At 75.2% G+C, this 25,368-nt stretch carries 16 protein-coding genes; 11 read left to right on the top strand and 5 right to left on the bottom strand.

The window, feature by feature from the left end; translation table 11 throughout:
• Nucleotides 1–19: 19 nt before the first annotated feature.
• Genes AVL62_RS12715 through AVL62_RS12695 form a run of 5 tightly spaced genes read left to right on the top strand, consistent with a single transcriptional unit; the run spans nucleotide 20 to nucleotide 6,791 of the window.
• Complete coding sequence (locus AVL62_RS12715) at nucleotides 20–1,084, top strand: glycosyltransferase (protein ID WP_058892031.1); 1,065 nt, start codon at nucleotides 20–22, stop codon at nucleotides 1,082–1,084.
• Entirely contained in the window at nucleotides 1,081–1,707 is a 627-nt protein-coding gene (locus AVL62_RS17145; RefSeq protein WP_058892030.1) for a hypothetical protein, read from the top strand. The genes AVL62_RS12715 and AVL62_RS17145 overlap by 4 nt, the downstream gene beginning before the upstream one ends.
• The gene (wecB, locus tag AVL62_RS12705) at nucleotides 1,704–2,807 is read left to right on the top strand and encodes a non-hydrolyzing UDP-N-acetylglucosamine 2-epimerase (RefSeq protein ID WP_058892029.1); all 1,104 of its coding nucleotides are present in this window, start codon (nucleotides 1,704–1,706) and stop codon (nucleotides 2,805–2,807) included. Before AVL62_RS17145 ends, wecB begins: the two co-directional genes overlap by 4 nt.
• On the top strand, nucleotides 2,808–5,534 hold the full coding sequence (locus AVL62_RS12700; RefSeq protein WP_058892028.1) for a hypothetical protein: 2,727 nt from the start codon (nucleotides 2,808–2,810) through the stop codon (nucleotides 5,532–5,534). It begins immediately after the preceding gene.
• Nucleotides 5,535–5,540: 6 nt separating this feature from the next.
• Entirely contained in the window at nucleotides 5,541–6,791 is a 1,251-nt protein-coding gene (locus AVL62_RS12695) for a hypothetical protein (protein ID WP_235585698.1), read from the top strand.
• Nucleotides 6,792–6,795: 4 nt separating this feature from the next.
• Here AVL62_RS12695 and AVL62_RS18070 read toward each other — a convergent pair whose 3' ends face one another.
• Both AVL62_RS18070 and AVL62_RS12685 read right to left on the bottom strand, forming a co-directional pair.
• Complete coding sequence (locus tag AVL62_RS18070; RefSeq protein WP_153011788.1) at nucleotides 6,796–8,904, bottom strand: glycosyltransferase family 4 protein; 2,109 nt, start codon at nucleotides 8,902–8,904, stop codon at nucleotides 6,796–6,798.
• A gap of 31 nt (nucleotides 8,905–8,935) precedes the next feature.
• Nucleotides 8,936–10,003, bottom strand: a complete 1,068-nt coding sequence (locus AVL62_RS12685; RefSeq protein WP_058892026.1) for an inositol-3-phosphate synthase — start codon at nucleotides 10,001–10,003, stop codon at nucleotides 8,936–8,938.
• A gap of 120 nt (nucleotides 10,004–10,123) precedes the next feature.
• Between AVL62_RS12685 and AVL62_RS12680 the strand changes: the two genes are divergently transcribed.
• Nucleotides 10,124–12,337 carry a transglycosylase domain-containing protein gene (locus AVL62_RS12680; protein ID WP_235585697.1) on the top strand — a complete coding sequence of 738 codons (2,214 nt, stop codon included), beginning with the start codon at nucleotides 10,124–10,126 and terminating at the stop codon, nucleotides 12,335–12,337.
• Nucleotides 12,334–13,758, top strand: coding sequence for a hypothetical protein (locus AVL62_RS17140; protein ID WP_153011787.1), 1,425 nt, complete (start codon nucleotides 12,334–12,336; stop codon nucleotides 13,756–13,758). The genes AVL62_RS12680 and AVL62_RS17140 overlap by 4 nt, the downstream gene beginning before the upstream one ends.
• On the opposite strand, the gene AVL62_RS12665 is transcribed toward AVL62_RS17140, so the two are convergent.
• Genes AVL62_RS12665 through AVL62_RS12655 form a run of 3 tightly spaced genes read right to left on the bottom strand, consistent with a single transcriptional unit; the run spans nucleotide 13,647 to nucleotide 17,996 of the window.
• Entirely contained in the window at nucleotides 13,647–15,953 is a 2,307-nt protein-coding gene (locus AVL62_RS12665) for an acyltransferase family protein (protein WP_058892022.1), read from the bottom strand. The genes AVL62_RS17140 and AVL62_RS12665 overlap by 112 nt on opposite strands.
• The gene (locus tag AVL62_RS12660; protein WP_058892021.1) at nucleotides 15,950–16,522 is read right to left on the bottom strand and encodes a hypothetical protein; all 573 of its coding nucleotides are present in this window, start codon (nucleotides 16,520–16,522) and stop codon (nucleotides 15,950–15,952) included. The genes AVL62_RS12665 and AVL62_RS12660 overlap by 4 nt, the downstream gene beginning before the upstream one ends.
• Nucleotides 16,515–17,996 (bottom strand): CCA tRNA nucleotidyltransferase, encoded by a 1,482-nt coding sequence (locus AVL62_RS12655; protein WP_058892020.1) that lies wholly within the window; start codon nucleotides 17,994–17,996, stop codon nucleotides 16,515–16,517. The genes AVL62_RS12660 and AVL62_RS12655 overlap by 8 nt, the downstream gene beginning before the upstream one ends.
• Before the next feature lie 79 nt (nucleotides 17,997–18,075).
• Here AVL62_RS12655 and AVL62_RS12650 point away from each other — a divergent pair, with 79 nt between their 5' ends.
• The 4 genes from AVL62_RS12650 to sigM are packed head-to-tail and all read left to right on the top strand — an operon-like array spanning nucleotide 18,076 to nucleotide 25,273.
• Nucleotides 18,076–18,561, top strand: coding sequence for an NUDIX hydrolase (locus tag AVL62_RS12650; protein ID WP_058892019.1), 486 nt, complete (start codon nucleotides 18,076–18,078; stop codon nucleotides 18,559–18,561).
• Nucleotides 18,562–18,573: 12 nt separating this feature from the next.
• Nucleotides 18,574–20,967: a DUF6049 family protein gene (locus tag AVL62_RS12645; protein ID WP_058892018.1), complete on the top strand. Its 2,394-nt coding sequence runs from the start codon at nucleotides 18,574–18,576 to the stop codon at nucleotides 20,965–20,967.
• Nucleotides 20,964–24,701: a lipid II flippase MurJ gene (locus AVL62_RS12640; protein ID WP_058892017.1), complete on the top strand. Its 3,738-nt coding sequence runs from the start codon at nucleotides 20,964–20,966 to the stop codon at nucleotides 24,699–24,701. The genes AVL62_RS12645 and AVL62_RS12640 overlap by 4 nt, the downstream gene beginning before the upstream one ends.
• Nucleotides 24,698–25,273 (top strand): RNA polymerase sigma factor SigM, encoded by a 576-nt coding sequence (gene sigM / locus AVL62_RS12635; RefSeq protein WP_058892016.1) that lies wholly within the window; start codon nucleotides 24,698–24,700, stop codon nucleotides 25,271–25,273. Before AVL62_RS12640 ends, sigM begins: the two co-directional genes overlap by 4 nt.
• The last annotated feature ends 95 nt before the right edge of the window (nucleotides 25,274–25,368 follow it).

Below are 25,368 nucleotides of genomic sequence, written 5' to 3'. Positions count from 1 at the left end.
CTGTGCCATGATCGCCGGTATGTCCTCGGTGCTCCTGCTGTCCAGCAACGGTGCGGGGATGGGCCACCTGACGCGGCTGCTGGCGTACGCCCGCCGGATGCCGCCGGAGGTGCGTCGGCACGTGGTGTCGTTGTCGCAGGCGGTGCCGGTCGTGGAGGCCGAGGGGTTGCCGTGGGAGTACCTCGCCTCGCAGGGCGCCTCCGGCCTGCGCCCGGCGGCGTGGCGGCGCCTGTTCGCCGAGCAGGTCGGCGAGATCCTTCACCGGGTCGACCCCGACGTGCTCGTCTTCGACGGCACCCACCCCTACTCCGGGCTGGACGAGGCGCTGGCCGGCCACCCCCGGACCCGCGCCGTGTGGTCGCGGCGGGGAATGTGGCGAGCGGGCCGCAACGCCGACCAGCTGGAGAAGGCGGCGTGGTTCGACGCCGTGGTCGAGCCCGGCGACCTGGCGGCCGCGGCGGACCGGGGCGCGACGGCCACGGTCCCCGACGGGGCGGTCCTGCGGGTGCCGCCGGTCACCCTCGTCGACGCCGGGCAGGCGCACGACCGGGCCGCCTCGCGCGCAGCCCTCGGTCTGCCCGCGCAGGGCACCCTCGCGCTGGTCTCGCTGGGGGCCGGCAACATCAACGACACCGACGACGAGGTGGGGGCGGCCGCGGCCGCGCTGACGGGACGGGGGGTCGGCGTCTGCGTCACCGCCCCCGCGATCGCCGAGCGGGCGTATGCCGGTGACGTGCACCTCGTGCGCCACTTCCCGCTGTCCGAGCACTACCGGGCCTTCGACCTGGTGGTCGCCGCGGCCGGCTACAACTCCTTCCACGAGTCGCTGCGGCTCGGGGTTCCGACCCTGCTCGTCCCCAACCCGCATACCTCGCTGGACGACCAGGAGGCCCGGGCGCGCGAGGCCGCCCGACGGGGCTGGGCGCTCGTCGCCCCCACCCTCACGGGCGGCGCGGCCGGCCCCCTCGTCGACGAGCTGCTGGCCCGCGGCGGGGAGCTCGCCGCGGCCGCACTGGCCGCCGACCCGGGCAACGGCGCGCAGGCCGCGGCCGACCACATCCTGGCCGTGGCGGGCGCGGCATGACCCCCACCCCGACCCAGCGGCGGCGCCAGCAGACGCTCGCCCGGTGGACCCGCAGGCTGCCCGGGTACCGGGTCGCGCTGGACGAGGTCCTCCCCCGGGTACGCCGCAGCGCGACCCTGTCCGACCTGGCGTGGCGCGTCTTCGCCCCGCGCCACGGGGCCGGCCAGGTCGACGTGCCGATGCGCGCCGGTCGCGCCGTCGTCGGTGCCGACGTCTCCCGGCTGCCCGTGGTGGGGATCCTCGCGACCGGCCTGGACGAGCCCGCGGCGGAGCGGCTCGTCGACCAGGTGTGCGCCCTGCAGCGCCGGCTGCTCTCCTTCCGGCCGCTGTTCGTGCTCGACCTCCCGGTGTTCGGTGCCGCCCGCCGGCACGACGTCCCGGTGGAGCTGGTGGTGCCGCGGGCGGTCTTCGCCCGAGGGGCGCACGGTGACCCGGAGGGATGGGAGGACCACGTGGCCCGACGGGTGGCCGGCATCGTGGACCACTACCAGCTGTGGCACCTGGCCCGGGCCGACGAGGGCGTGCTCAGCCCGGCGGACGAGCGGCTGCTGCGCGTGCTGGGCGAGCGGCTGCCGCGCGAGCTGCAGGTGCACGCCGCGGACGAAGGCCAGGGGCCCGGGTGACCGGGCGCCCGCTCGTGCTGCACGTCACGGGCGCCCGTCCCAACTTCCCCAAGGCGGCGCCGGTCATCCAGGCGCTGCGGACCCACGACGTGGAGCAGCTGCTGGTGCACACCGGGCAGCACTACGACGACCGGATGAGCCAGGTCTTCTTCACCGAGCTCGGGCTGCCCCGGCCGGACGTCGACCTCGGCATCGGCTCCGGCACCCACGCCGGGCAGACGGCGGCGGCCATGGTGGGGCTCGAGGAGGTCATGACCACGCGGCACCCGGCCCTGGTGGTCGTCTACGGCGACGTCAACTCCACGGTGGCGGCGGCGCTCGTGGCAGCCAAGCTGCACCTCCCGGTCGCGCACGTCGAGGCCGGGCTCCGCTCCTTCGACCGGACGATGCCCGAGGAGGTCAACCGGGTGGTCACCGACCGGCTCAGCGACCTGCTGCTGGTGACCTGCGCCGACGCGGCCGACAACCTGCGGGCGGAGGGGGTCGACCCCGCCGCGGTCCACCTGGTGGGCAACCCGATGATCGACACCCTCCTGCGCCACCGGGGACGCCTGGACCAGGAGCGGGCGCGCAGCGAGGTCGGGCTGGCCGCCGAGGGCGACTACGTCGTGGCCACCCTGCACCGCCCGGGCAACGTCGACGACCGGGAGCACGCCCGGCGCGCGGTGGCCACGCTGCACCAGGTCGCCGACCACTGCCCGGTGGTGCTGCCGATGCACCCGCGCAGCCGCCCGCGGCTGCTCGACGTCGGGCTCCTCGACCACCCCGGGATCCGGCCGGCCGACCCGCTGGGCTACCTCGGTTTCCTCTCCCTCGTGCAGGGCGCGTCCGTCGTGGTGACCGACTCCGGGGGCGTCCAGGAGGAGACGACGGTGCTCGGGGTGCCCTGCCTCACCCTGCGGCCGAACACGGAGCGGCCGGTGACCATCACCCACGGCACCAACGCGCTGACCACCCACGCCGAGCTCCCCGCGGCGGTGGCGAGCCGTCTCGCGGCGGGGCGGCCCGCCGCGGGCAGCACGCCGGTGCCCCCGCTGTGGGACGGCCACGCCGGCCCCCGGATCGCCGCCGTGCTGGCCGGGTCGGTGGGGGCGGCCTGAGTGCAGGTCGACGAGGCGGCGGTCCTGCTGGGGGCCCACCCGCACGGCTACCTCCTGCTCGTCGGCGACGCCCGGGGCGCGGCGCCGCCCGACTGCCGCGGCTGGCGAGCGATGTCGGGGCTGCTGCCCGGCAGCACCCTGCACCTGCAGCCGCGCACGGTCCTCGGCCATGCCCGCGGTCCCCTCCACGACCGGGACGTCGTCCTGCTGGGGCACCCGGTGGACGTGGCAGCGGGCCTCACCGACCCCACGGAGGTCGCGGGACGGCTCGCCACGACCTGGGCCCGGTCGGGCTCGGACGCCCTGGTCCGGGAGGTGGCCGACCTCGGCGGGCGGTGGACGCTGCTGGCGGGCCGCCGGGCGTCCCCCGACGGGGACGCCGTCGCGCCCGACGCCCGCGGGCGCACGGACGAGCCGGTGGAGCTCCTGGTCGTCCCCGACACCCACGCCACGCAACCCGTCCACGTGGGTGGCGCCGCTCGTGGCGCCGCCGTCGCGAGCGCGCCCGCGCTCGTCGCCGGTGCCCTCGGCCTGGACCCCGACGAGCGGGCCCTGGAGCTCCTCGACCTCCTGCGCGAGCGCAGGTCCGGCCGGGTCACCTACCTGCCCGGGCTGCGCACGGCATACCTCGGGGTGGAGGCGCTCGTCCCCAACTCGCTGCTGCGCCTGCGCCTCGACGCGGCCGGCCTCGAGGTCGGGCAGCGACGCTTCTGGCCGTTCCGCCCCCGGGTGGCGACGGAGGACGTGGACGCGGTGTATGCCGCGTTCCGGGAGCGCTTCACCGCGCACGTCGAGCTGCTGGCGGGGCTGGGACGACCCGCGGTCAGCCTCACCGGCGGTCTGGACAGCCGGGTGACCGCCGCCGTGGCCGCACCCGCCCTGCGGGCCGTCGACGGGTTCGCCTTCACCTACCTCAACCCCCGGGACGCCGCCCGCAGCCGCGCCGCGGTCGAGGACGTGACCGTGGCCCGGGAGGCGGCCCGGGCGCTCGGCCTGCCGCACCGCGTCCTGCGCTGGCGCCAGCCTCCCGCGCACGGGACCTTCGACGTGCTGCACCGTCGCACGTACGCCCCCCAGCTGCCCTCCCGCGGCGCGGCCCACGCCATGTGGGCCGACCTGCCCCGCGACCTCGTGCAGCTGCAGAGCAACGGCGGGGAGACCGGGACGACCTTCGTCCGCCACCGACCGGAGCACGTCCTCACGCCACGACGGCTCACCGAGCTCTACCTCGGCAGCGGCGCCGACGTCGACGACGCGCTCGTCGGGGAGCTCTACGGCGACTACCTCGACCGGGTGCCGATGCACGCGGACGCCCTGCTGGGCTTCGACGACTACGACGTCCTCTACTGGGAGCAGCGGATGGGGCGGTGGGGGTGGCAGAAGTTCGTGGACGGGGACTTCGGACACCGCATCCTGCTGCCCTTCAACGACCGCGTCCTGCTGGAGACCATGCTGTCCCTGCCCTACCCGCTGCGCCGCGACCGGGCGCTGTTCGAGCGGCTCCTCGCCGACGCCGGGGTGCGTCACCTCCCGGGGGAGGCACCGGCCACCGTCGACGCCACCCCCAGCCGCACCCGGGCCACCGGTGGACCTGGCCCCCGGTCGCTGAGGACGGGGGCGAGGCGGCTGCGCCGGGCGGTGGGACGTCGGGTCGGGTCCCATCGCGGGCCGGCGGCCACCGCCGGCACGGACCGGTCCCCTGCCCCGCACGAACCCTCACCCGGCGCGGGTGCACGCTCCTTCGCGGTGCTGCCGTCGCGGTGGTCCGGGCGGCCCCCCGGTGGCCTGCGCCGGCACCCGTTGCCGGGGCGCCGGCTGAGCCTGTGGGCCCACCCGGGCCTGCCCCGCGCCGTCACCGGTGACGCCTCCGCGTGGGTGCTGGTGGTGGGTGACCCGGTGGACGTCCCTGACGGGCTCGACGACGCCGCCGACGTGGCGCGCCTGCTGCACCGGCTCCTCGCCCACGGGGCCGGCCTCGGTGCCGCGACCGGCCGGGCCGCGGCGCTGTGCGGGTCGTGGACCGTGGTGCTGGCCGGGCCGCAGGGTGGTCGGGTGGTCACCGACCCGCTGCCCAGCTCCGACCTGCGCGTCTGCGGCGGCGGGACGATGATCGTCGGTGACCCCGCGCTGGCGGCCGCCCTGGGGGCCGGGGAGGGCGAGCCGCTGGGGGCCGACCGGCTGGCGCAGACGCCTCCGGCAGGCCCGCGGACGTGGCGGACGGGAGCGCTGCCCGTGCTGCATGCCCAGGCCGCCGCGCAGGGCGCCGACGCGGAGCGGCGGCTGGCAGCGCACGTCGCCCTGCTCGCCCGCCGCGGCCGACCGGTGCTCGGCCTGGACGCCGGGGCCGACTTGCTCGCCCTCGCCCCTGCGCTCGGGCGCGCTGCCGAGGGGTCCGCTGGTCCCGGCGCCCCGGTCGAGGCGGTGACGTGGTGGCACCCGGCCGACGGCGACAGCACCAGGGCCATGATCAGCAGTGGGGACCGCGCCCTCCGGGCCGGTGTCGACCAGCGGCTCGTCCTGGTCGACGACGCGGACCCGGTCGAGGTGGCCCGTGCCCTGGACCGGGCGGTCCCCGCCGACGCCGTCCTCTGGCTCGGCCACCGCCCGGGCGCGGCCACGGACCGGCGGACGCGCGCGCTGCTCGCCGCGCTGCCACCGACCCGCCGGGTGGCCCTGCCGTGGAGCGACCGGCTCCTGCCCCTGCTGCCGGGAGGCGCACTAGAGTGAGCGGCGATGGCTGACACGACCGCCGCGCCCGGCCCTGACGAGGACCTCGACGGCGTCGGGGCCGCACCAGGTCCCGTCGACCCGGCGCCGGCGGCGCGCGACCTGGTCGTGTCCTACTGCTTCCCCCCGTTCGTCGACACCTCCGCCATCGTCGCCGCCAAGCGGGTGCGCGAGATGGGCCGGCCGGTCGACGTGCTGCAGAACCGCATGTCCGCCGAGCGCCGGACCGACCGCGGCCTGGCCCGTATCGCCGACCACCTCGTGGTGCGCCGCCAGCAGCTGCCCAGCCCCACCCTGTTCTCCTCGTGGCGCGGGATCACCGGCTTCACCCGGCGCGGCGTGCAGCGGGCGCTGGAGTGGGACCGGGAGGGGGAGGGGTACCTGCGGATGTACAGCCGGGCCCACTTCAGCGCCAGCCACGTGCTGGCGGCCCGGCTGGCCATGCTCCGGCCCGGGGTGGAGTGGACGGCCGAGTTCTCCGACCCGCTCTCCCGCGACGTCACCGGCGCGGTGCGGCACGCCCCCGTCCGGGAGGACGCCCTGCTGGACGTCCTGGGGGAGGGTATGCGCTCCGCCGGGTTCGCCCCGCCGACCAGCGGCAACTCCTTCGAGTGGGCCGAGCACCTGGCCTTCGCCCTGGCCGGCTCCCTCGTCTTCACCAACGAGCACCAGCGCGAGCTCATGCTCGAGCGGGTGGACGACCCGCAGCTGGTCGACCGGGTCCGGGAGCGCAGCCGGGTCTCCCCCCACCCGACCCTCCCCGAGGAGTTCTACTCGATGGCGGTCCCGGAGCACCCGCTCCCCGGTGACCGGCGCAACATCGGCTACTTCGGCAACTTCTACGCCACCCGGGGCATGGGCAGCGTGCTCGCCGCCCTGGAAGCCCTGCCGCAGCGGCTGCGCGACGAGATCTGCCTGCACGTCTTCGCCGGACGGCCCGAGCAGGTCGAGGAGGAGGTCCGTCGGCGGGGGCTGGAGGACTGCGTGCACAGCGGGCCCTTCCTGGGCTACCTGGAGTTCCTGGCGATGTGCCGGCGGATGGACGTCCTGCTGGTCAGCGACGCCGTCACCCAGGGGCTGCTCGCCACCAACCCCTTCCTGCCGAGCAAGTGGAGCGACTACCGGGGCAGCGGCACCCCCGTGTGGGGCATGGTCGAGCCCGGTTCGGTGCTGGACGCCCAGCCCCTGGACCACCGCTCACCGGTGGACCACGCCTCGGCGGCCGTGCAGGTGCTGGCCGGGATCGCCCGCTCCTGACCCCTCACTGCCCCAGGACCAGGCCAGCCAGCTCCTCCCGGGTCGCCCCTGCGGCGAAGCGCTCCCGGACCACCGCGCGGGCCTGTGCCGAGGCCGCCGACCACGCGGGCTCCTCCGCGAGCGCGGCGACGCGGGCCGCCGCCTCCTCGACCGACGCGACCACCCAGTCGTCCGGGAAGAGGCTGCGGGCACCGCCGAGGGGGGCGAAGATGGGCCAGTCCCGGACCACCGGCACGGCTCCGGACGCCGCCCCTTCGACCAGGGCGAGCCCGAAGGACTCCCGGCGGCTGGTCGAGAGGACGAACCCGGCCGCGGCCAGGTGCGGCGCCAGGTCCCGGGTCCAGCCGACGAAAGAGACCGCACCCCGGACGTCGTCGTCAGCCAGCCGCCGGCGGAAGGCCCGGGCGTAGTCCTGCTGCGAGGCGACGGTGCTCTCGGGGAAGTCGACGCCGACGAGGACCAGACGCCAGGTCGGGTCCTCCTGACGCAGCAGGGCGAGCACCTCCAGCGCCCACACCGGGTCCTTGACCCGCTGGGCCCAGCCCACCATGAGCAGGGTCCTGCGGTGCCCCGGCGTCTTGCCGGTCGGGATGCGGGCCGGGTCGAGCACGTTGCCGACCACGCGCACCTGGGTGCCGGCCAGCCGGTCCCCCAGGAGCGCCTCGACCACCCGGCGGAGGTGCTCGCTCACCAGCACCAGCACGTCCACCCGGGTCCAGTCCAGCAGGTGGATCCAGGGGGAGAGCGCGTCCATGCTGTGGATGCGCAGCGTGACCCGCACCCCCGTCGGGGCACTCATCACGGCGGCCACCGACCCGCGGTCGGCCCAGTCGACGAAGAGCGCGTCGGCCGCCTCCAGCTCCTCCAGCAGCTCGTAGTCCGGCACCCACGGCTGCCCGACCGCCTGCCGCAGGCGCGCCGCGACGAGCTCGCCACGGGTGCCCAGCCCCCGCAGCTGGTCCTTGGCGCGCAGGTCGAGGACCCGGACGTCCGCGCGCCGGGTCAGCTCCTGCACCACCGGCGTCGCGAACTGCGGGTAGGACCCGGGCGCGACGACCACCCGGGACGCACGGTTCCCGTCCGCTGCGGGCCGCACCGCTGCCGTCCGCGGGTGGGGTGGTAGCCGGGGCACCGGCGCGGCCAGCAGCTGCCCCACCCGAGAGGCCCGCCAGCCGGCCAGGAAGGTCTCCGGGTCGGCGACGAGCGGAGAGCCGAGGCCGTCCGCGTGCAGCTCGCGGTGGAAGAGCAGCTGCAGGGCGAGCGTGGTGGCGCGGACCACCTCCTCGGGGACGTCGTCGACGTCCGCGCCGAGGGCATCGTCCGCCCGGGCGAGCACCGCCCGGACCGTGTCGTCGAGGTCGGCGGCGGGCTCACCGGTGCGGGAGAGCTCCACGAGCGTCCGCAGGGCTCGGTGCACCGCGGCGTGCGGCGCGTGGGCCGGGTCGGCGTCCAGCCACCCGGCGAGCCGCGCGGCCAGGGCATACTCCCCCGTGCCGTGGAGCGCCACGACCAGGGGCACGAGCAGGGCCTGCCGCCGGGGAGGTATGCCGCGCCCGCCCGGCGGGAGCTGCGCGAGCACCTCGCGGGCCAGGTCGGCGTCGAGGCGGGCCCCGCCGGCGCGCGACCGTCGGTGCAGGGTGGCCCACACCGCCGGCTCGCCACCGCGCTCCTCGAGCTCCTCCAGCGGCAGCACGGGGACGGGTGCGGCACCGGTGCGCTCGAAGAGCCTGCGCGCCTGCGGGCCTACCGGGACGACCGCGTCCACGCCGTCCAGCGTGCGCCGTGCCCGGGGATCGGCACGCAGGGCCCGGGCGAGGGGTCCGCGGTCCCGGAACCACGCGGCCGGGGCCGGCCGGCGCAACCGCCCGGCGAGCTCGCGGGGGGTGCGGGGACGGCGGGCGCGGACCGGCACCCGAGCCCGGAAGGAGCGCAGCCCGTGGCCCGGTTCGCCCCGGCACCACAGCAGGACGACCTGGTGCCCCTGGTCGGTGAGCGTGCGCAGCCGCTCCGCCGCCGCGTCGAGGTCGCCGGCCTCCAGGGCGACGGCGGCGATCCGCCGCCGGTCGCGCCTCGTGGCGCTCACCCCGGCGGCGTCAAGAGGGCGGTCGGGCACGCCCCGACCCTACGCGAGCCGCGACCGGTGGTCAGCCGCGGATGAAGGCCTCGACCTCGGCGCGCCCCTGGTCGTCCGGCATCTGCACGGGCGGGCTCTTCATGAGGTAGGCGCTGGCCCCGACGACCGGTCCACCCTGACCCCGGTCCTTGGCGATCTTGGCCGCCCGGATGGCGTCGATGATGATGCCGGCCGAGTTCGGGCTGTCCCACACCTCCAGCTTGTACTCCAGGTTGAGCGGGACGTCGCCGAACGCGCGGCCCTCCAGGCGGACGTAGGCCCACTTGCGGTCGTCCAGCCACTGGACGTAGTCCGAGGGCCCGATGTGGACATCCCGATCGGCCATGGTGCGGGCCATGTTGGACGTGACGGCCTGGGTCTTGGAGACCTTCTTGCTCTCCAGCCGCTCGCGCTCCAGCATGTTCTTGAAGTCCATGTTGCCGCCCACGTTGAGCTGGTAGGTCCGGTCGAGCGCCACCCCGCGCTCCTCGAACAGCCTGGCCAGCACCCGGTGGGTGATGGTGGCCCCGACCTGGCTCTTGATGTCGTCACCGACGATCGGCACCCCGGCCGCCTCGAACTTCGCGGCCCACTCGGGGTCGCTGGCGATGAAGACGGGGAGCGCGTTGACGAAGGCCACCCCCGCGTCGAGGGCGCACTGCGCGTAGTACTTGTCCGCCTCCTCGCTGCCCACCGGGAGGTAGGACACGAGAACGTCGACCTCGGCGTCACGCAGCGCCTGCACGACGTCGACCGGCTCGACCGGCGACTCCTCGACCGTGAGCGCGTAGTACTTCCCGAGCCCGTCCAGGGTCGGCCCGCGCTGGACGGTGACCCCGGTGTCCGGGACCTGCGCGATGGAGATCGTGTTGTTCTCCCCGGCCTGGATGGCCTTGGCGAGGTCCTGGCCGACCTTGGCGGAGTCGACGTCGAAGGCGGCCACGAACTCCAGGTCGCCCACGTGGTAGTCGCCGAACGACACGTGCATGAGCCCCGGGACCGACGCCGAGGGATCGGCGTCGCGGTAGTACTCCACACCTTGCACGAGCGAGCTGGCGCAGTTGCCCACACCGACGATCGCGACCCTGACCGATGACATCCATGCTCCTTGCCGACATACCACGGGCGGCCCACCGGGCCGCCCCTTCACGCTCGGGCAACGCCACCGAACGCGGGCGCATTCCGGCTGCCCCCCGCCGGGATGGGCACAATAGGGGGCGTGAGCCGTTCCAGCACCGCCTCCGCCTCCCGTCCTCCCGCCGGCCGCCGGTCCTCCCGTCCGCGGCGCGGGGGGAGGGTGCGTCGGGTCCTGCTCTGGCTGACGGGTCTCGGCCTGCTGGCGATCCTGCTGGCCGTGGGGGTCTTCGCCTGGGCCTACAACCGGACCGACGTCCCGGAGCCCAACGACTTCGCCGAGGCGCAGAGCTCGATCCTGTACTACGCCGACGGGGAGACCGAGCTGGCGCGTTTCACCGGGGGCTACGACCGCGAGGCGGTGCCGTTGTCGGAGGTGCCCGAGCACGTCCGCTACGCCATGCTCGCGGCCGAGGACCGATCGTTCTACGAGAACGAGGGCGTGTCCATCACCGGCACGGCGCGGGGCGCCTGGCGCACCCTCACCGGTGACGGGCTCCAGGGCGGGTCCACCATCACGCAGCAGTACGTCAAGAACTACTACCTCACCGCGGACCAGACGCTGCAGCGCAAGGTCACCGAGATCATCATCGCCACCAAGATCGACAACGAGCTCTCCAAGGACCAGATCCTGGAGAACTACCTCAACACCATCTACTTCGGGCGTGGCGCCTACGGCATCCAGACCGCGAGCCAGGCCTACTTCGGCAAGGACGTCTCCCAGCTCTCCGTCGAGGAGGGCGCCTTCCTCGCCGCCGTCACCAACGCACCCTCCCTCTTCGACCCGGACTACGCCGAGGGCAACGAGGAGCGGGCCGAGGAGCGAGTCGCCTACGTCCTGGACGGCATGGTCGAGGAGGGCTGGCTGACGCCGGCCGAACGGGAGGGTCTGGGCCTGCCCGAGATCCAGGAGCCGAGCCCGTCGACGGCCGCGCAGGGGGTCGAGGGCTACATCGCCGAGCAGGCGCGCAGCGAGCTCAGGGAGCTCCTGGGGGTGGACGACGCGGAGATCGACGGCGGCGGGCTGCGGGTCACCACGACGATCGTCGAGCGGCACCAGCAGGCGGCGGAGGAGGCGGTCGACCTCTACCGTCCCACCGGGGAGGGCACCGACGACATCACCGTCGCCCTCACCGCCGTCCGCCCCGGCGATGGCGCCATCACCGCGATGTACGGCGGCGACGACTTCCAGGAGACCCAGCTCAACGCGGCCACCGACGCCCGGGTCCAGGCCGGCTCCCTCTTCAAGCCGGTGACCCTGGTCGCCGCCGTCGAGGACGGCGTCGACACCTTCCAGACCTTCGAGGGCCCGACCCCGATGACCTTCGGCGCGGACGAGATCGAGGTCAACAACTTCCAGGACCTCTCCTTCGGTCTCATCGACCTGCGGGTCGCGCTCGCCGAGTCGGTCAACACCATCTACGTCCAGCTCAACGAGCAGATCGGGCCGGACCGCACCCGTGAGGCGGCCGTGGACCTGGGGCTGCCGGAGGACACGCCGGGTCTGGACACGGACCTCACCAACGTCCTCGGGACCGCCTCCCCGACCCTGCTGGAGATGACGAACGCGTATGCCACCCTCGCCGCCGAGGGTGAGCGCGCCACGCCCTACCTCATCGACCAGGTCGAGACGGTGGCCGGCGAGGTCACCTACGAGGCCGAGCCCGAGACCGAGGCCGGTGTCGAGCGCGACGCGGCGGTGGACACGACCGAGGCGATGACCGTCGTCATCGACCAGGGGTCGGGGATGGCCGCCGGGGACCTCGGCCGCCCGACCGCCGGCAAGTCCGGCACCAGCGAGAACAACGTGTCGGCCTGGTTCGACGGGTTCGCCCCCCAGCTCGCGGCCGGTGTCGTGATGTACAAGGGGGACGGCACGGTGCCGATGCAGGACGTCGCCGGGCTGGAGCAGATCACCGGTGGGACCTTCCCGGCGCAGGTGTGGGGGGAGTTCATGCGGCTCGCGCTCGACGGCGAGGAGGTGCTCGACTTCGCACCACGGGTCGGGACCGGTGGCCCCACGGACGACACCCCCACCATGCAGGAGCCCACCACCCCGGAGCCGGAGCCCACGAGCGAGGAGCCGACGACGGAGGAGCCGACGACCACCGAGCCCACCGAGGAGCCGACGACCACCGAGCCCACGGAGGAGCCCACCGAGACGGAGCCGGACCCGACCAGCCCGGCGCCGGAGCCGACGAGCCCCGCACCGACCGTCCCGGACCCGACGACACCGGCCCCGACGCAGACGCAGCCCGCGCCCCCCGGTGACGGCACGGAGCCCGAGCCGACGGGGTGAGCCTCACGTCGGACCCGCGCACGGCGGGACGGGGTGACGACCGCCCCTGGCAGGTGCCGTCCTGGGTGGACCCGGTCGTCGCCAGGGCCACGGGGGTCATCGGCGGGCCGCTGGGCCGGTATGCCGTGGTCGGCGGCCGAGGGCTGGCCGGGGTCGCCGCCGCCCTCACGCTGACCGGCTCGCTGGTCCTCGGTCTCGGGGTGTGGCAGAAGGGGCACTGCCTCATGAAGGGGTGGAGCACACCGGACCAGTTCTGGCGGGCGTGCTACTCCGACCTCCCCGTGGTGCACGTGAGCTCCCCGCTCGCCGAGCGCTCGCTGCCCTGGGCCGGTGAGGGGGCCGCCACGGGGACCGCCCCGCTGCCCGGAGCGGTGATGTGGCTGCTGGCCCAGGTCTCGCCCCGCGCCGGAGACGGTCTGGCCGCCCAGCAGTGGGTCTTCACCCTCTGGGCACTGGTGTCCGTGGTGCTGGTGGGCCTGGCCGTGCTCGCGCTGGTGAGCCTCGCACCCGGGCGGCCCTGGCAGGCGGCCCACCTGGCCGCGAGCCCGGTGCTGGCCCTGCTCGCCCTGGTGTCCACCGACCTGCTCGGGGTCAGCCTCCTGCTGCTCGGCCTGTGGGCGTGGCACCGCGAGCGCAGCTGGACGGCTGGCGTCCTGCTGGGCCTCTCCTGCCTCGTCCGGCCGTTCCCCGTGCTCGTGCTGGCGGCGATCGTCATCGTCGCGTGGCGGCGCGGCCGGCTCCTGCCCGCCCTGCAGACGGTGGTGGGCGCGGTCCTCGGTGCGCTGCTGGTGATCCTGCCCCTGGTGACCATCCAGCCCGAGGCGCTCTCCGCTGCGCAGCAGTGGTGGGGTCAGCCTGCGGGGTACGGCGCGCTGCAGATGGTGCCCCGGCTCGTCGGCGTCACGGTGCCGACGGTCCTCACGACGGCCGTGGCCGCCACCGGGTGGCTGCTGGCCCTGGCGCTGGGGGTGCTGCTCTCGGCGCCAGGACGACCGGGGGGCGGGCGCGGGGTCGTCCAGCTCTCCGCCCTCATGCTGCTCGTCGTCGCCCTGACCGCGTCCTCCCTGTCGGTCCAGTCGGGGCTGTGGGTCCTCCCCTTCCTGGCCCTCTCCGCCCTGCCGTGGTCGAGGCACCTGCTGTGGGCGCTGGCCGAGTCGCTGGTCTTCCTCACGACGTGGCTGCACATCGCCTTCGCCAGCGACCCCGGTCGTGGTCTGCCCGGCGACGCGTACGCCCTCGCCGTGGTCCTCCGGGCGGTGGCCTGGTCGTGGGTCCTGTGGGAGGTCGCACGGGTCGACCGGACGGCCGCTCAGCGACCGGTGCCGACCGCCACCCCGGACCGCACGGCCTCACCCAGCCGATCGGCGAGCACCACCGGCGACACCTGCTCCTCCACCACGTCGCGCAGCGACCGGACGTAGGTCGCGGACAAGTGGTTGCTGTCCCGCCAGACGACGACCTCGCCGACGATCGGGCTGCAGGTCCGGCCGGGGCACACGGCGTCGGTGAGGTCCAGGACCGGCAGCCCGGGGCGCTGCTCGGCCAGCAGGTCGTGGCCGGTGCCGGAGGTCGCCAGCCCCTGCTCCCGGTCGAACGCGCACCGCGGGACGTCGTCCTCGTTCTCCAGCAGGCAGGCCGGCACGTCGAAGGGCGCCCGGGGCACGTCCCGGACGAGGGCGGGCCGCATCCCCTCCTCGAGGAGCATGTCGATCCGCGCCCCCAGCCCCGCTGCCACCTTCTCGTCCCCGGTGGTGCCGTAGGACGCGCTGGAGAGCAGCACGACGTCCGGCGACTCGCGGACGAGAGCCTCGTCCAGCCGCTGCTGCCACCGGGTGCACTGGCGGTAGTCCCCCGCCTGACCCGAGCGCTCCACCACGAGGCCACGGGCCGGCGGGCACGACGACTTGGTCATGGCGAGGACCCGCCACCCCCGGTCCCGGCCGATCGCGTCCATCGCCGTCATCCACATGCCCGCGTGGCTGTCGCCGATGAGCGCGACCGTGACCTCCCCCTCGGGGTCGCCGCCCTCGCACACCCCGACCCGTGTGCCGCCCAGCGCCACGAAGCACTCCTCCGGCTCCAGCACCGGCACGTCGTCGGGGACCTGCTGCAGCGGCACGGCGAGGTCGCCGACCCGCTCGGGGATCTGCACGACGGGAGGGGGCTCGCCGAGCACGTCCGAGGCCCCGCTGCCCGCGGACGCGGCCACGACCGGCCCCGTCCCCCCGCCGGCCTCAGCCGGTGCCGGGTCGTCGACGCCGACGGCGAGAGTGTCGGCACCCACCGGTGACCGCAGCTGCTCCACCACGTCCGGGGTCCGCCAGCGGGCCGCCTGCTCGGTCTCCGACTGCGGTGCCGCCAGCAGGAGCGCGAGCCCCAGCGCCGCACCCGCCAGGGTGCAGTTCACCCCGAGCCGCAGGGTGCGCCGGACGACGACGCCGGGGGGTAGCCGCGCCGCCAGCACCCGCCCGTGGCGGCGGACCGGGTCCTCCACCAGGGCGAAGGACCACCAGGCGGGCAGGACGGACAGCCCGACCGCCAGGAGGCCCCAGTGGACGGGGAGGGTGTCGGGGCCCCCGCGACCGACGTGCACCATCTCCGCCGCGACGGCGACGAACGGCCAGTGCCAGAGATAGAGGCTGTAGGACAGCCGACCCACCCACTGCAGGGGCCGGGCCCGCAGCAGCGCGACCGGCCCCAGACCACCCGCGGCCGGGCCCGCCACGAGCACCAGGGCGACGCCGACGGTGGGCAGCAGCGCCCACAGGCCGGGGAAGGGGGTCTGCGCGGTGATGACGACGAACGCCACGCCGACCAGGCCCAGCCCCAGCCAGCCGAGAGCGGCGGCGACGGCGCGCGGCAGCCGTGGCCACGCGCGGGCGCCCAGGGCGACGACCGCACCGAGCATGAGCTCGTGCACCCGGGTGGGCGTCACGAAGTAGGCGGCCGGCTCCTCCAGGGTCCAGCGCCAGGAGACCAGCAGGGACCCGGTGAGCAGACCGAGGGTGAGCACCCACGTCAGCGTGCTGAAGACCCGCGCCCGGCCGGCGGCGTAGACGAGGACCAGCAGCAGGACGACCGGCCACACGAGGTAGAACTGCTCCTCCACCGACAGCGACCAGTAGTGCTGCAGCGGGCTCGGGGCGCGCTCCAGGTCGAGGTAGTCGACCGAGCGCCAGGCCATCCGCCAGTTGACGACGTAGGTCGCCGACGCGAGCAGGTCACCGCCCACCTCGCCCCAGCGGCCGCGCGGCAGGAAGAGGACGGTGAGCAGGGCGGTGCCGGCCAGCGCGGCGAGTGCCGCCGGCAGCAGGCGCCGGGCGCGCCGGGCGTAGAAGCGACCGAGGTCGATCCGCCCGCGGGCGCGCCCCTCCTCCAGCAGCAGCGAGGTCATGAGGAACCCGCTCACCACGAAGAACACGTCGACGCCGACGAAGCCGCCGGGGAGGGGGACCCCGGCGTGCCACAGCATGACGGCGAGCACCGCCAGGGCGCGCAGGCCCTCGATGTCGCTGCGGAAGTCGCGCGGCACGGGCGGCACCCTGAGGGCGTGCCGGGCCGCGTGCAGGGCCCGCGCCCGGCGCCGGGTGAGCGGGGCCTCGAGGTCGGTGCTCACGAGGCCCCCGACGGCTGCGGTGCGGGGTGGTCACCCGGCCGCGCCCGGTGGGCAGCCTCGATGCGCACGGCCACCGCCAGCAGCGCGGCTGCGAGGATGAGCCACAGGAGGCCTCGGTCGTCGACGGGCTCGGTGGGGACCCTCGCCCCCTGGGTCAGCTCGGTCCCGTCGGCGCGCTCCTGCACGCTCAGGGCCGCCCCGGTGTCGGCGGCGAGCGCCGCCAGCCTCGGGTCGGGCGCCGTCGCCTGGAGGTGCACCTCGCGGTCCTCGGCCTCGTGCCGGACCGCCAGCCGCACGCTGCCGGACAGCTCGGGGTCCAGCTCCACGGCCCGTTCGACCTCGGACGGCAGGGCGGGGTCGGTGAGCTGGACGGACAGCTGGTCGGCGGCGCGCTCGGTCGGGGCGGTCAGCGTGGCGCTCGCGGCGTAGGTCCGCGGCTGCACGAGCTCGGCCGTGCCGACGACGAGCACCACCAGCAGCACCAGCGTGATCCAGGGCAGGCGGGCGAGGAGGTGGGTCCAGCGGCCGGGTGCGGGGTGGCTGCGGCGTTCCGGGCGGTGCCTACCCACCGGGCGTCTCCTGCTCCGCCCACCACCTCAGCAGCTCGGCCCGGGCTCCGTCCTCACCCAGCGGTCCCTGGTCCAGCCGCACCGCGAGGAGGTGCTGGTAGGCCCGACCCAGCTGCGGGCCGGGAGGGATGCCGAGGATCGCCCCGATCTGGTGCCCGTCCAGCTCGGGCCGGACCGCGTTCAGCTCCTCCTCCTCCCGGAGCCGCTCGATGCGCTCCTCGAGGTGGTCGTAGCTCGCCGACAGGCGGGCGGCCTTGCGCCGGTTGCGGGTGGTGCAGTCCGACCTGGTGAGCTTGTGCAGCCGGCCCAGGAGCGGTCCCGCGTCGGTGACGTAGCGCCGCACCGCTGCGTCGGTCCACTCCCCCGACCCGTACCCGTGGAAGCGCAGGTGCAGCTCGACCAGACGGGTCACCGCGCGCACCGTCTCCTTGTCGAAGCGCAGGGCCCGCAGCCGGGCGCGGGTCATCTTGGCGCCGACCACCTCGTGGTGGTGGAAGCTCACGCCTCCTCCCGGCTCGAAGCGCCGGGTGGGGGGCTTGCCGATGTCGTGCAGCAGCGCCGCCAGCCGCAGGACGAGGTCCGGTCCCGGCACGCGGTCGGGGTCGTCCTCCCGCTCCCCCGGCTCGTCCTCGAGACCGATGGCCTGCTCCAGCACGATGAGGCTGTGCTCGTAGACGTCCTTGTGGCGGTGGTGCTCGTCGACCTCGAGCCGCAGGGCAGGCAGCTCGGGCAGCACGTGGTCGGCCAGCCCGGTCGTCACGAGGATCTCGAGCCCGGCACGGGGATCGGGCGCGAGCACCAGCTTGACGAGCTCGTCGCGGACCCGCTCCGCGGACACGATCGAGATCCGGTCGGCCATGTCGGTCATGGCCTCCAGGACGTCGGTCGTCGGCCGGAAGCCCAGCTGGGCGGCGAACCGGGCTGCCCGCAGCATCCGCAGCGGGTCGTCGGCGAAGGACACCTCGGGCTCGTGCGGGGTGCGCAACCGCTGTCCGGCCAGGTCGCCCAGCCCGCCGTGCGGGTCGACGAAGGTGAGATCGGGCAGCCGCAGGGCCATGGCGTTGACCCTGAAGTCGCGGCGGACGAGGTCCTCCTCGAGCGAGGTCCCGAAGGCGACCACGGGCTTGCGGGTCTCACCGTCGTAGGCGTCGGCGCGGTAGGTGGTGATCTCCAGCGTGTCTCGTCCCCGGCGCGCGCCGATGGTGCCGAAGGCCCGACCGACGTCCCAGGTGGTGTCGGCCCAGCCGGTCAGGACCTGCTCGATCTCCTCGGGCCGGGCCGACGTGGTGAGGTCGAGGTCGGTGGAGGGACGGCCGAGGAAGGCGTCCCGGACCGGGCCTCCGACCAGCGCCACCTCGTGCCCGGCGGTGCCGAAGAGCTCACCGATCTCGGTGAGCAGACCCATGGCCGGGGTCAGCTGGCGCAGGGCGCGCAGGAGCAGCGCGCCGTCGGTGGTCTTCTCGGTGGCGGACATCGGATCTAGGGTAGACGGCCCCCGCGCCGGGCTGGGTCGTCGTCCGGGCCGGGCGGACCCCACTCGTTACAGTGGGTGGATGACCACCACGCCTCCGCGCCAGCACCATGGCGCGCGACGGCTGCCGTCGGTCAACGAGACCTCGGCGGGGGGTGTCGTCATCGATGTCTACGAGGGACGGGCGAGGATCGCCATCATCGCGCGCCGCAACCGCTCGGGCCGGGTCGAGTGGTGCCTGCCCAAGGGTCACGTGGAGCCCGGGGAGACCCTGGTGCAGACCGCGGAGCGCGAGGTCGCCGAGGAGACCGGCATCGAGGGCCGGGTGCTCGTCACCCTGGGCACGATCGAGTACTGGTTCACCACCCCCTCGCACCGCATCCACAAGATGGTCCACCACTATCTCCTGGAGGCCACCGGAGGACGTCTCACCATCGACAACGACCCCGACCACGAGGCGATCGACGCCATCTGGGTCCCGCTGGACCAGGTCCACCGCAAGCTCACCTTCCCCAACGAGCGTCGGATCGCCCGGGAGGCCTGGCTCCGACTCACCCGGAGCGCCTGAGGGACCACGGCGTTGACCACCATCCCCCCTCGTCCGCGGCGGGCGCTACGTCCCCGGAGCCTGCCCACCTCGGCCCTCGCCCTCGCGCTGTGGGCCAGCCTGGTCCTCGCGCCCGTCGGCGGCGCCGTGGGGTCTCCCGCGGCGTCCGTCGCGGCGCAGCCCCCCTCGGCCACCGAGACCACGGAGGTGTCGGTGCTGCTGGACGAGGTCGACCCCGTCGTGCTCGTCCCGGGTGAGCCCGTGACGCTCACCGGCCGGCTGCTCAACCACGGGTCCGTGCCGCGGCGGCTGACCTCGCTCACCGCCACCCTGTCCCCGACCTCGCTGACCTCGCGCGAGCAGGTGGACCGCTGGCTCGACGGCGACCTGCCCCGGGGGCCGGAGCTGGTCCTCGGGGACGACACCGTCGGACCGGTCGTCCCGGCCAGCGGGGCCGTGCCCTTCCAGGTGGAGGTCCCCGGATCGGTCACCGACGACCTCCCGGACACGGCCGGGGTGCTGCCCCTGGTCATCGGCGCCACCGAGGACGACGACGACACCGCGGGGACCCCCGCCGGGGCCGAGCTGCGCTCGACGCTCTCCAGCGCCGGCCGCGACGACATCGAGAACCCCCTCGAGACCGCCTGGGTGGTCCCGCTGACGCTGCCGGCGGACCCCGGCCTGTTCAGCCCGGTCGACGACGAGCACGCCGAGGCGTGGACCGCCGCCATCGGACCGGGGTCGACGCTGACGGAGTGGTTGCAGGGACTCGACGTGCCCGACGCCACGTACGTCGTCGACCCGGCGACGGTGCTGGCCCCGCAACCCGCACCGGGGATCTCCACGCCCCGGGAGGGCACGGTCGAGCAGACGCCGACGCCCACGCCGCAGCCGCCGGCCACCGCCACGCCCACCCCGGGGGACGCCACGGGGACCGAGGAGACGACGACCCCCGACCAGACCGTCCCCGTCCCCGTGCCGGACGACGGCTCCGCCACCACCTCGCCGGAGCAGACCGCGCCGGCCGAGCCCTCCGGAGCCGACGCCGAGGACGTCCGGGCCGCCGCCGCGACCCTCGCCACGACGCTGGCCGGGCTGCCCGACGACCAGCTGTGGTGGTTGCCCCGCCACGACCCCGACCTGGACCTGGTCCGACGCCGCCAGCCCCCCGTCGACGTCGTGGCCGACCTCTTCGCCCCGTCCGCCTCCCCCGCCGACCCGCTGGTGCTGGGCACCGGTCGGCACGACGTGGCCTGGCCGGTGGAGGGTGACCCGGACCCGGGGGAGATGGCGCAGATGACGGCCCTGGTGCGGGGCGTCGACGCCGATCTGCGGGTCGTCGTCCTGCCGCGGGAGAGCCTCACCGCCGACTCCGCCGCCCTGCCGCGCCGGGGGGCCGCACCGCTGGAGCGCCCCGGTGACCTGGTCGCCCTCGGAGCCGACTCCTGGACCAGCGCCCTGGTCGGCCAGGGTGCGCAGGAGGCCGAGGAGCGGGGCGCGGGAGCCGCCGCCCAGCACCTGCTCGCCCATACCCTGGGCACCCACCTCGAGGACCCCTCGGAGGTGCGCGAGCTCGTCATCGCCCCGCCGCGACTCACCCCCGCGAGCGCCGAGGTGCTCGAGCAGCTCAGCGACGGCTGGCGCGCGGCCCCGTGGCTGCGGTCGGTGTCGGCACAGGACCTGCTGGACCGGGCGGAGGGCACCCAGCAGGTACGCCTGACCGGCGAGGGACCCCAGGAGGCCGTGCTCGGCGACCTCGTGCAGCAGCTCCGCGCGCCGGCGAGCCCGGTCGACGCCGAGCGGGCGGAGGTGCTCGCCGTCAGCGCCGAGCAGCTCGACGACCTGGCGGTGGTGCTCGCCGACACCACGGCGCTGGACTCCTGGCGCCCGGTGCTCGACACGTTGTGGTCGGGCGTCTGGCGGGGTCACGAGGAGGGATGGCTGCAGACGCGCACGGTGGTGCGCGACGACATCCAGTCCACCCGGGACGGGGTCTGGGTCACGCCCAGCAGCGTGAACTTCCTCACCAACCAGGGTGACATCGGCATCACCGTCGTCAACGACCTCGGGGTGGCCGTCGAGGGCGTCGCGCTCGAGCTGGTCGCGACGAACGGCCGGCTCCAGGTCATCGAGCAGCCGGACCCCGTCGACATCGGCCCCGACAGCCGGGCCACCGCGTCCGTGGCCGCCCGCTCCATCACCCGGGGTGAGACCACGCTCATCGCCCAGCTCAGCACCCCGGACGGCACGACCCTGGGCGAGCCGGTCGCGATCGAGGTCCGGGTCCAGCCCACCGGGATCTGGGTCTACTGGGTCCTGGGAGGGGTCGCCGGACTCGTCCTCGTCCTCGGCCTGGCGCGGGCGCTGCGCAGCACGCCCCCGGGCCCGACCGCCGGCGCCGGCCCTGCCCCGGAGGGAGCCCCGTGAGCGACAGCGCAGGCACCGGGTCCAGCTCGTCCCTGGCCCGCTCCAGCGTCATCATGGCGGGCGGCACGTTGGCCTCCCGACTGCTGGGGATGGCGCGCATGGCGCTCCTCGGCATCGCCATCGGCGTCCTCACCCCGGCCGGGAGCGTGTGGGACACCGCCAACACCATCCCCAACACCATCTACCTCCTGCTGGCGGCGGGGGTCTTCAACGTGCTGCTGCTGCCGCAGCTGACCCGCGCGATGACCCGCGGCAGGGAGGGCCAGGAGTACAGCGACCGGCTCATCACCGTCTCGGTGGCCATCCTGGCGCTGGGCACCGTCGTCTTCACCGCGGCAGCCCCGCTGGTGACCAAGGTGTATGCCCTCTCCTGGGCGTGGGACGACCCCAAGCTGCAGCTGGCGGTCGTGTTCGCCTACCTGTGCATCCCGCAGATGCTCTTCTACGGGTTGCACACGGTCATGGGGCAGATCCTGGCGGCCCACCACCGGTTCGCGGCGTTCACCTGGAGCCCGGCCCTGGCCAACGTCGTCGCCATCGCCGGCATCGTCGTCTTCATGCGCCGCTACCCCGACGCGGGCACGATCGCGCTGCAGGACTGGACCCCCGGGATGATCGGGCTGCTGGCCGGGTCGGCGACGCTCGGCATCGTGCTGCAGGCGCTGGTCCTCGTCCCCGCGGTCCGCGCCACCGGGTTCCGGTGGCGTCCGCGGTGGGGCCTGCGAGGGGTCGGTCTCGGCACGGCGGGGGTGATGGCCGGGTGGGCGCTGGCCGACATGGCCGTCTCGCAGGGCGGGATGCTGGTGGTCACCAACCTGCTCAGCGATGTCATCGACCAGGTGCCGGACGCCCCCGGCAAGATCACCTACACCTACGCCTTCTCGCTGTTCGTCCTCCCGCACTCGCTCATCGCGCTGTCCCTGCTCACCGCGATCTACCCGGTCCTGTCCAAGGACGCCGCGCGCGAGGACCTCACCGCGATGGCCGAGCACACCTCGCGGGGGCTGCGCCTGCTGGGGTCGGCCATGGTGCCGATCGCCCTCGGCATGGTCCTCTTCGCGCCCCTGCTCGTGCGGGTCGTCTACTTCGGCAGCACCCCCGCCGAGCACGCCGCCATCGCCGCCATCGTCGTCGCGATGGTCGTCGGCCTGGTGCCCTACGGCGTCTACCTGCTGTGCTCGCGCGTCTTCTACTCCTTCGAGGACGCCCGCACCCCGTTCCTCTTCCAGGTCGCCGTCACCTCGGTGCTCCTGGCGATGTGCCTCGTCGCCGCCTTCGCCGCTCCCGCCCGGGTGGCCGTCCTGCTCGGCCTGGGCCAGGCCCTGGGCCAGACGACGGCAGCGGTCCTGGGGCTGCGGGCGGCCCGCCGCCGCCTGCCCGCGCTGGGCCTGCGCTCCACCGGGGCCACCTACCTGCGGGCGGCCGCCGCGGCGCTGGTGGCGCTCCTCCCGGCCTGGCTGGCCATGCGGCTGCTGGACCGTGGCGCGCCGCCCGACCCCACCTCGACCCAGCCGCAGGGGGTGGACGCCTTCCTCAGCGCGACCGCGACCCTGGGGGTGGCGGGGACCCTCTTCCTCGTCGTGTATGCCGTGCTCGCCCACCGCTTCGGGGTGCGTGAGGTCGGTGACGTCGCCGCCCCCCTCCTCCGCCGGGTCCCGGGGCTGCGCCGGTTCACCCCGACGGGGGCGACGGCAGCGGTCACCGACCTCGACCCGGTGCGGGTCGACACCACGGCGGCCGCGGACGCCGCCTCCTCGCCCTCCGGGCTGGAGGAGCAGCCGACCGGCGGCCCGACCCCGGATCCACCGGCCCGGGACGGCGCGGCGACAGCAGCCGGGCCGGGGGGTCGCGGCACACTAGGGTGGGACGACCACCGCACCCGCCCAGGAGAGGACACCAGCATGGATCGGCTCGAGGTCGGCACCCGGCTGGGTGACCGCTACGTCCTCGACGAGCTGCTGGCGGAGCGCGAGGGCGGGGGCCTGGAGTACTGGTCGGCCAGGGACAGCACCCTCGGGCGCCTCGTCGCCGTCACCGTGCTGCCCTCCGAGGGCCCGTCGGCCCAGGTGGCGGCCGCTGTGCTGGACGGTGCCCGGCGGGTCGCCTCGGTCGACGACCCCCGGCTCGTGCGCGTCCTGGACGTCGGTGACGAGGACGGCCTGTGCTGGATCATCGAGGAGGGGTTGTCCGAGGCGGAGTCGCTGGCCTCGCTGGTCGAGGAGCACCCGCTCCCGGCGGAGGAGGCCCGTCGTCTGGTCGGGGAGAGCGCTGCCGCCCTCGAGTCGGCCCGACGCCGCGGACTGCACCACCTCTACCTCAACCCGCACTCGGTCCTGCGCACCAGCGAGGGTGCCGTCAAGGTCTCCGGTGTCGGGGTCGCCTCGGCCCTGGAGGGCACCGACGACGTGACCGCGGACGAGGCCTCGCTCATCGACTCCGCCGACCTCGTCTCGCTGCTCTACACCGCCCTCACCGGCCGGTGGCCGGGCGAGGACCTCGCGGGCGTCCGTCCGGCCCGGCGACTCGCCGACGGCACCCTCCCCGCACCCTCGGAGCTGGTCTCGGGGGTCCCCGGCGACCTCGACGCCCTCTGCCGGCTGGCGCACGGCTCGGAGGCCGACCTGCACGCGGCCCCGCACACGCCGGGTGAGCTCGTCCGCCAGCTCTCGCCCTGGTCGCCGGAGATGGTGCGGGGCACGCCTCCGGGGGAGCTGGCCACCCCCGCCACACCCCGACGCCGCGAGGGTCGCGCCGACGACGCGCTGCGCGGTGCGGCCGGTGCCTCCGCCGCAGCCGGGGCAGCAGCCCACGCCACGGGCGCCGGTGGCCCAGGGGCGGACGGCACGACCGCGGACGCCACCGACGAGGTGCCCCGTCCCTACTACCGCACGGAGGCGTCCACGGCGGCCCCCGACGGGGCCCGTCCGGCGCGCTCGGACGACACGATGGGCGGTCTCCTGCGCGGTGGCGAGGCCAGCCAGGCCCGGGCCGAGCAGGCGCGGACCACGACGACGTCCCCGGCAGCACGCCCGACGGCTGCTGCCGGTGCGGGCCTGCCCGAGGAGCGGGGCACGGGGGCCCAGACCGTCATGGTCCTCGTCATCACGCTGGCGCTGCTCGGCATCGCCATCTTCCTCGGCTGGGGGGTCCTGCGGGGCCTCGGCGGCTCGGATGAGGATCCCGGGACCGCCGGGACCACGAGCTCGCCGACCGAGCAGCAGCCCGAGGAGGGCGACGACGCCGCCGTGACGAGCGAGGCCCCGCCGCAGGACACCGAGCAGGCGGAGCCGGCCCCCGAGCCGCAGGGGCCGATCAGCATCGCGGGGATCACCTCCTTCGACCCCGAGGGCGACGGGGACGAGCGCAACGACCTGGCGCCGCTGGCCGTCGACGGCGACGAGGGCACCGAGTGGACCTCGCACACTTACCTGTCCGAGGACTGGGGTTCGTTGAAGAGCGGCACCGGTCTCGTGCTCGACCTCGGGGAGGACACCGAGGTGTCCGAGGTGGAGGTCGTGCTCGGGGAGGGTGACATGGGCGCGACGCTCTACGTCGCGGACTCCCCGACCCTGGACGGTGCCACCGAGCTGGGCAGCGAGGAGGCCGCGGAGGGGACGTGGACCGTCTCCCCGGACGAGCCGGCCACCGGGCGCTACGTCATCCTGTGGTTCACCCGGGCCTTCGCCGGACCGGACGGTGAGATCGTGCGGGTGGCCGAGATCACCGTCCGGTGAGCCCGACCGGCACCGTGAGCAGCGCCTCCGAGCTCGCCGGGCTGGACGACCTCACCCTCCTGCGCCGCCACCAGGACGGCGACCACGAGGCCTTCGGAGAGATCTTCCGCCGTCACCGGGACCGGATGTGGGCGGTAGCCCTGCGGACCACCCGCGACCCCGAGCTGGCCTCGGACGCCGTCCAGGACGCCTTCCTCAACGCCTTCCGCCGTGCCGGGTCGTTCCGCGGCGATGCGCAGGTCACCACCTGGCTGCACCGCATCACGGTCAACGCGTGCCTGGACCGCCTGCGGCGCAGCCGGCCCACCGTCGAGCTCGAGGGGCACGAGCCGGTCGACCCCCGGGACCGGCACACCTCGGTGGAGGTGCGCCTGGACGTGCAGGACGCACTCGCCCGGCTCCCGGAGGGCCAGCGGCTCGCCCTCGTCCTCGTCGACATGCACGGCCTGAGCATCGCCGAGGCGGCGGCCGTCCTGGAGGTCGCCGAGGGCACCGTGAAGTCCCGGTGCTCGCGCGGGCGCGAGGCGATGGCCCGGCTGCTGCACCTCGACGGTCAGGGTGAGGGGCGGTGAGCGGCGTGGCGCCGGACCGGCAGGGAACCACGCCCCCGTCCTGCTCGTCGTATCCCCGTGGGCCGCACCGAAGGCCCCGGTCCGGGCCCGACCCC

The organism is Serinicoccus chungangensis (genome assembly GCF_001483745.1).
Classification (GTDB): domain Bacteria; phylum Actinomycetota; class Actinomycetes; order Actinomycetales; family Dermatophilaceae; genus Ornithinicoccus; species Ornithinicoccus chungangensis_A.
The sequence above is the reverse complement of the archived record's forward strand: the minus strand, read 5'-3'. Positions and strand labels throughout refer to the sequence as shown.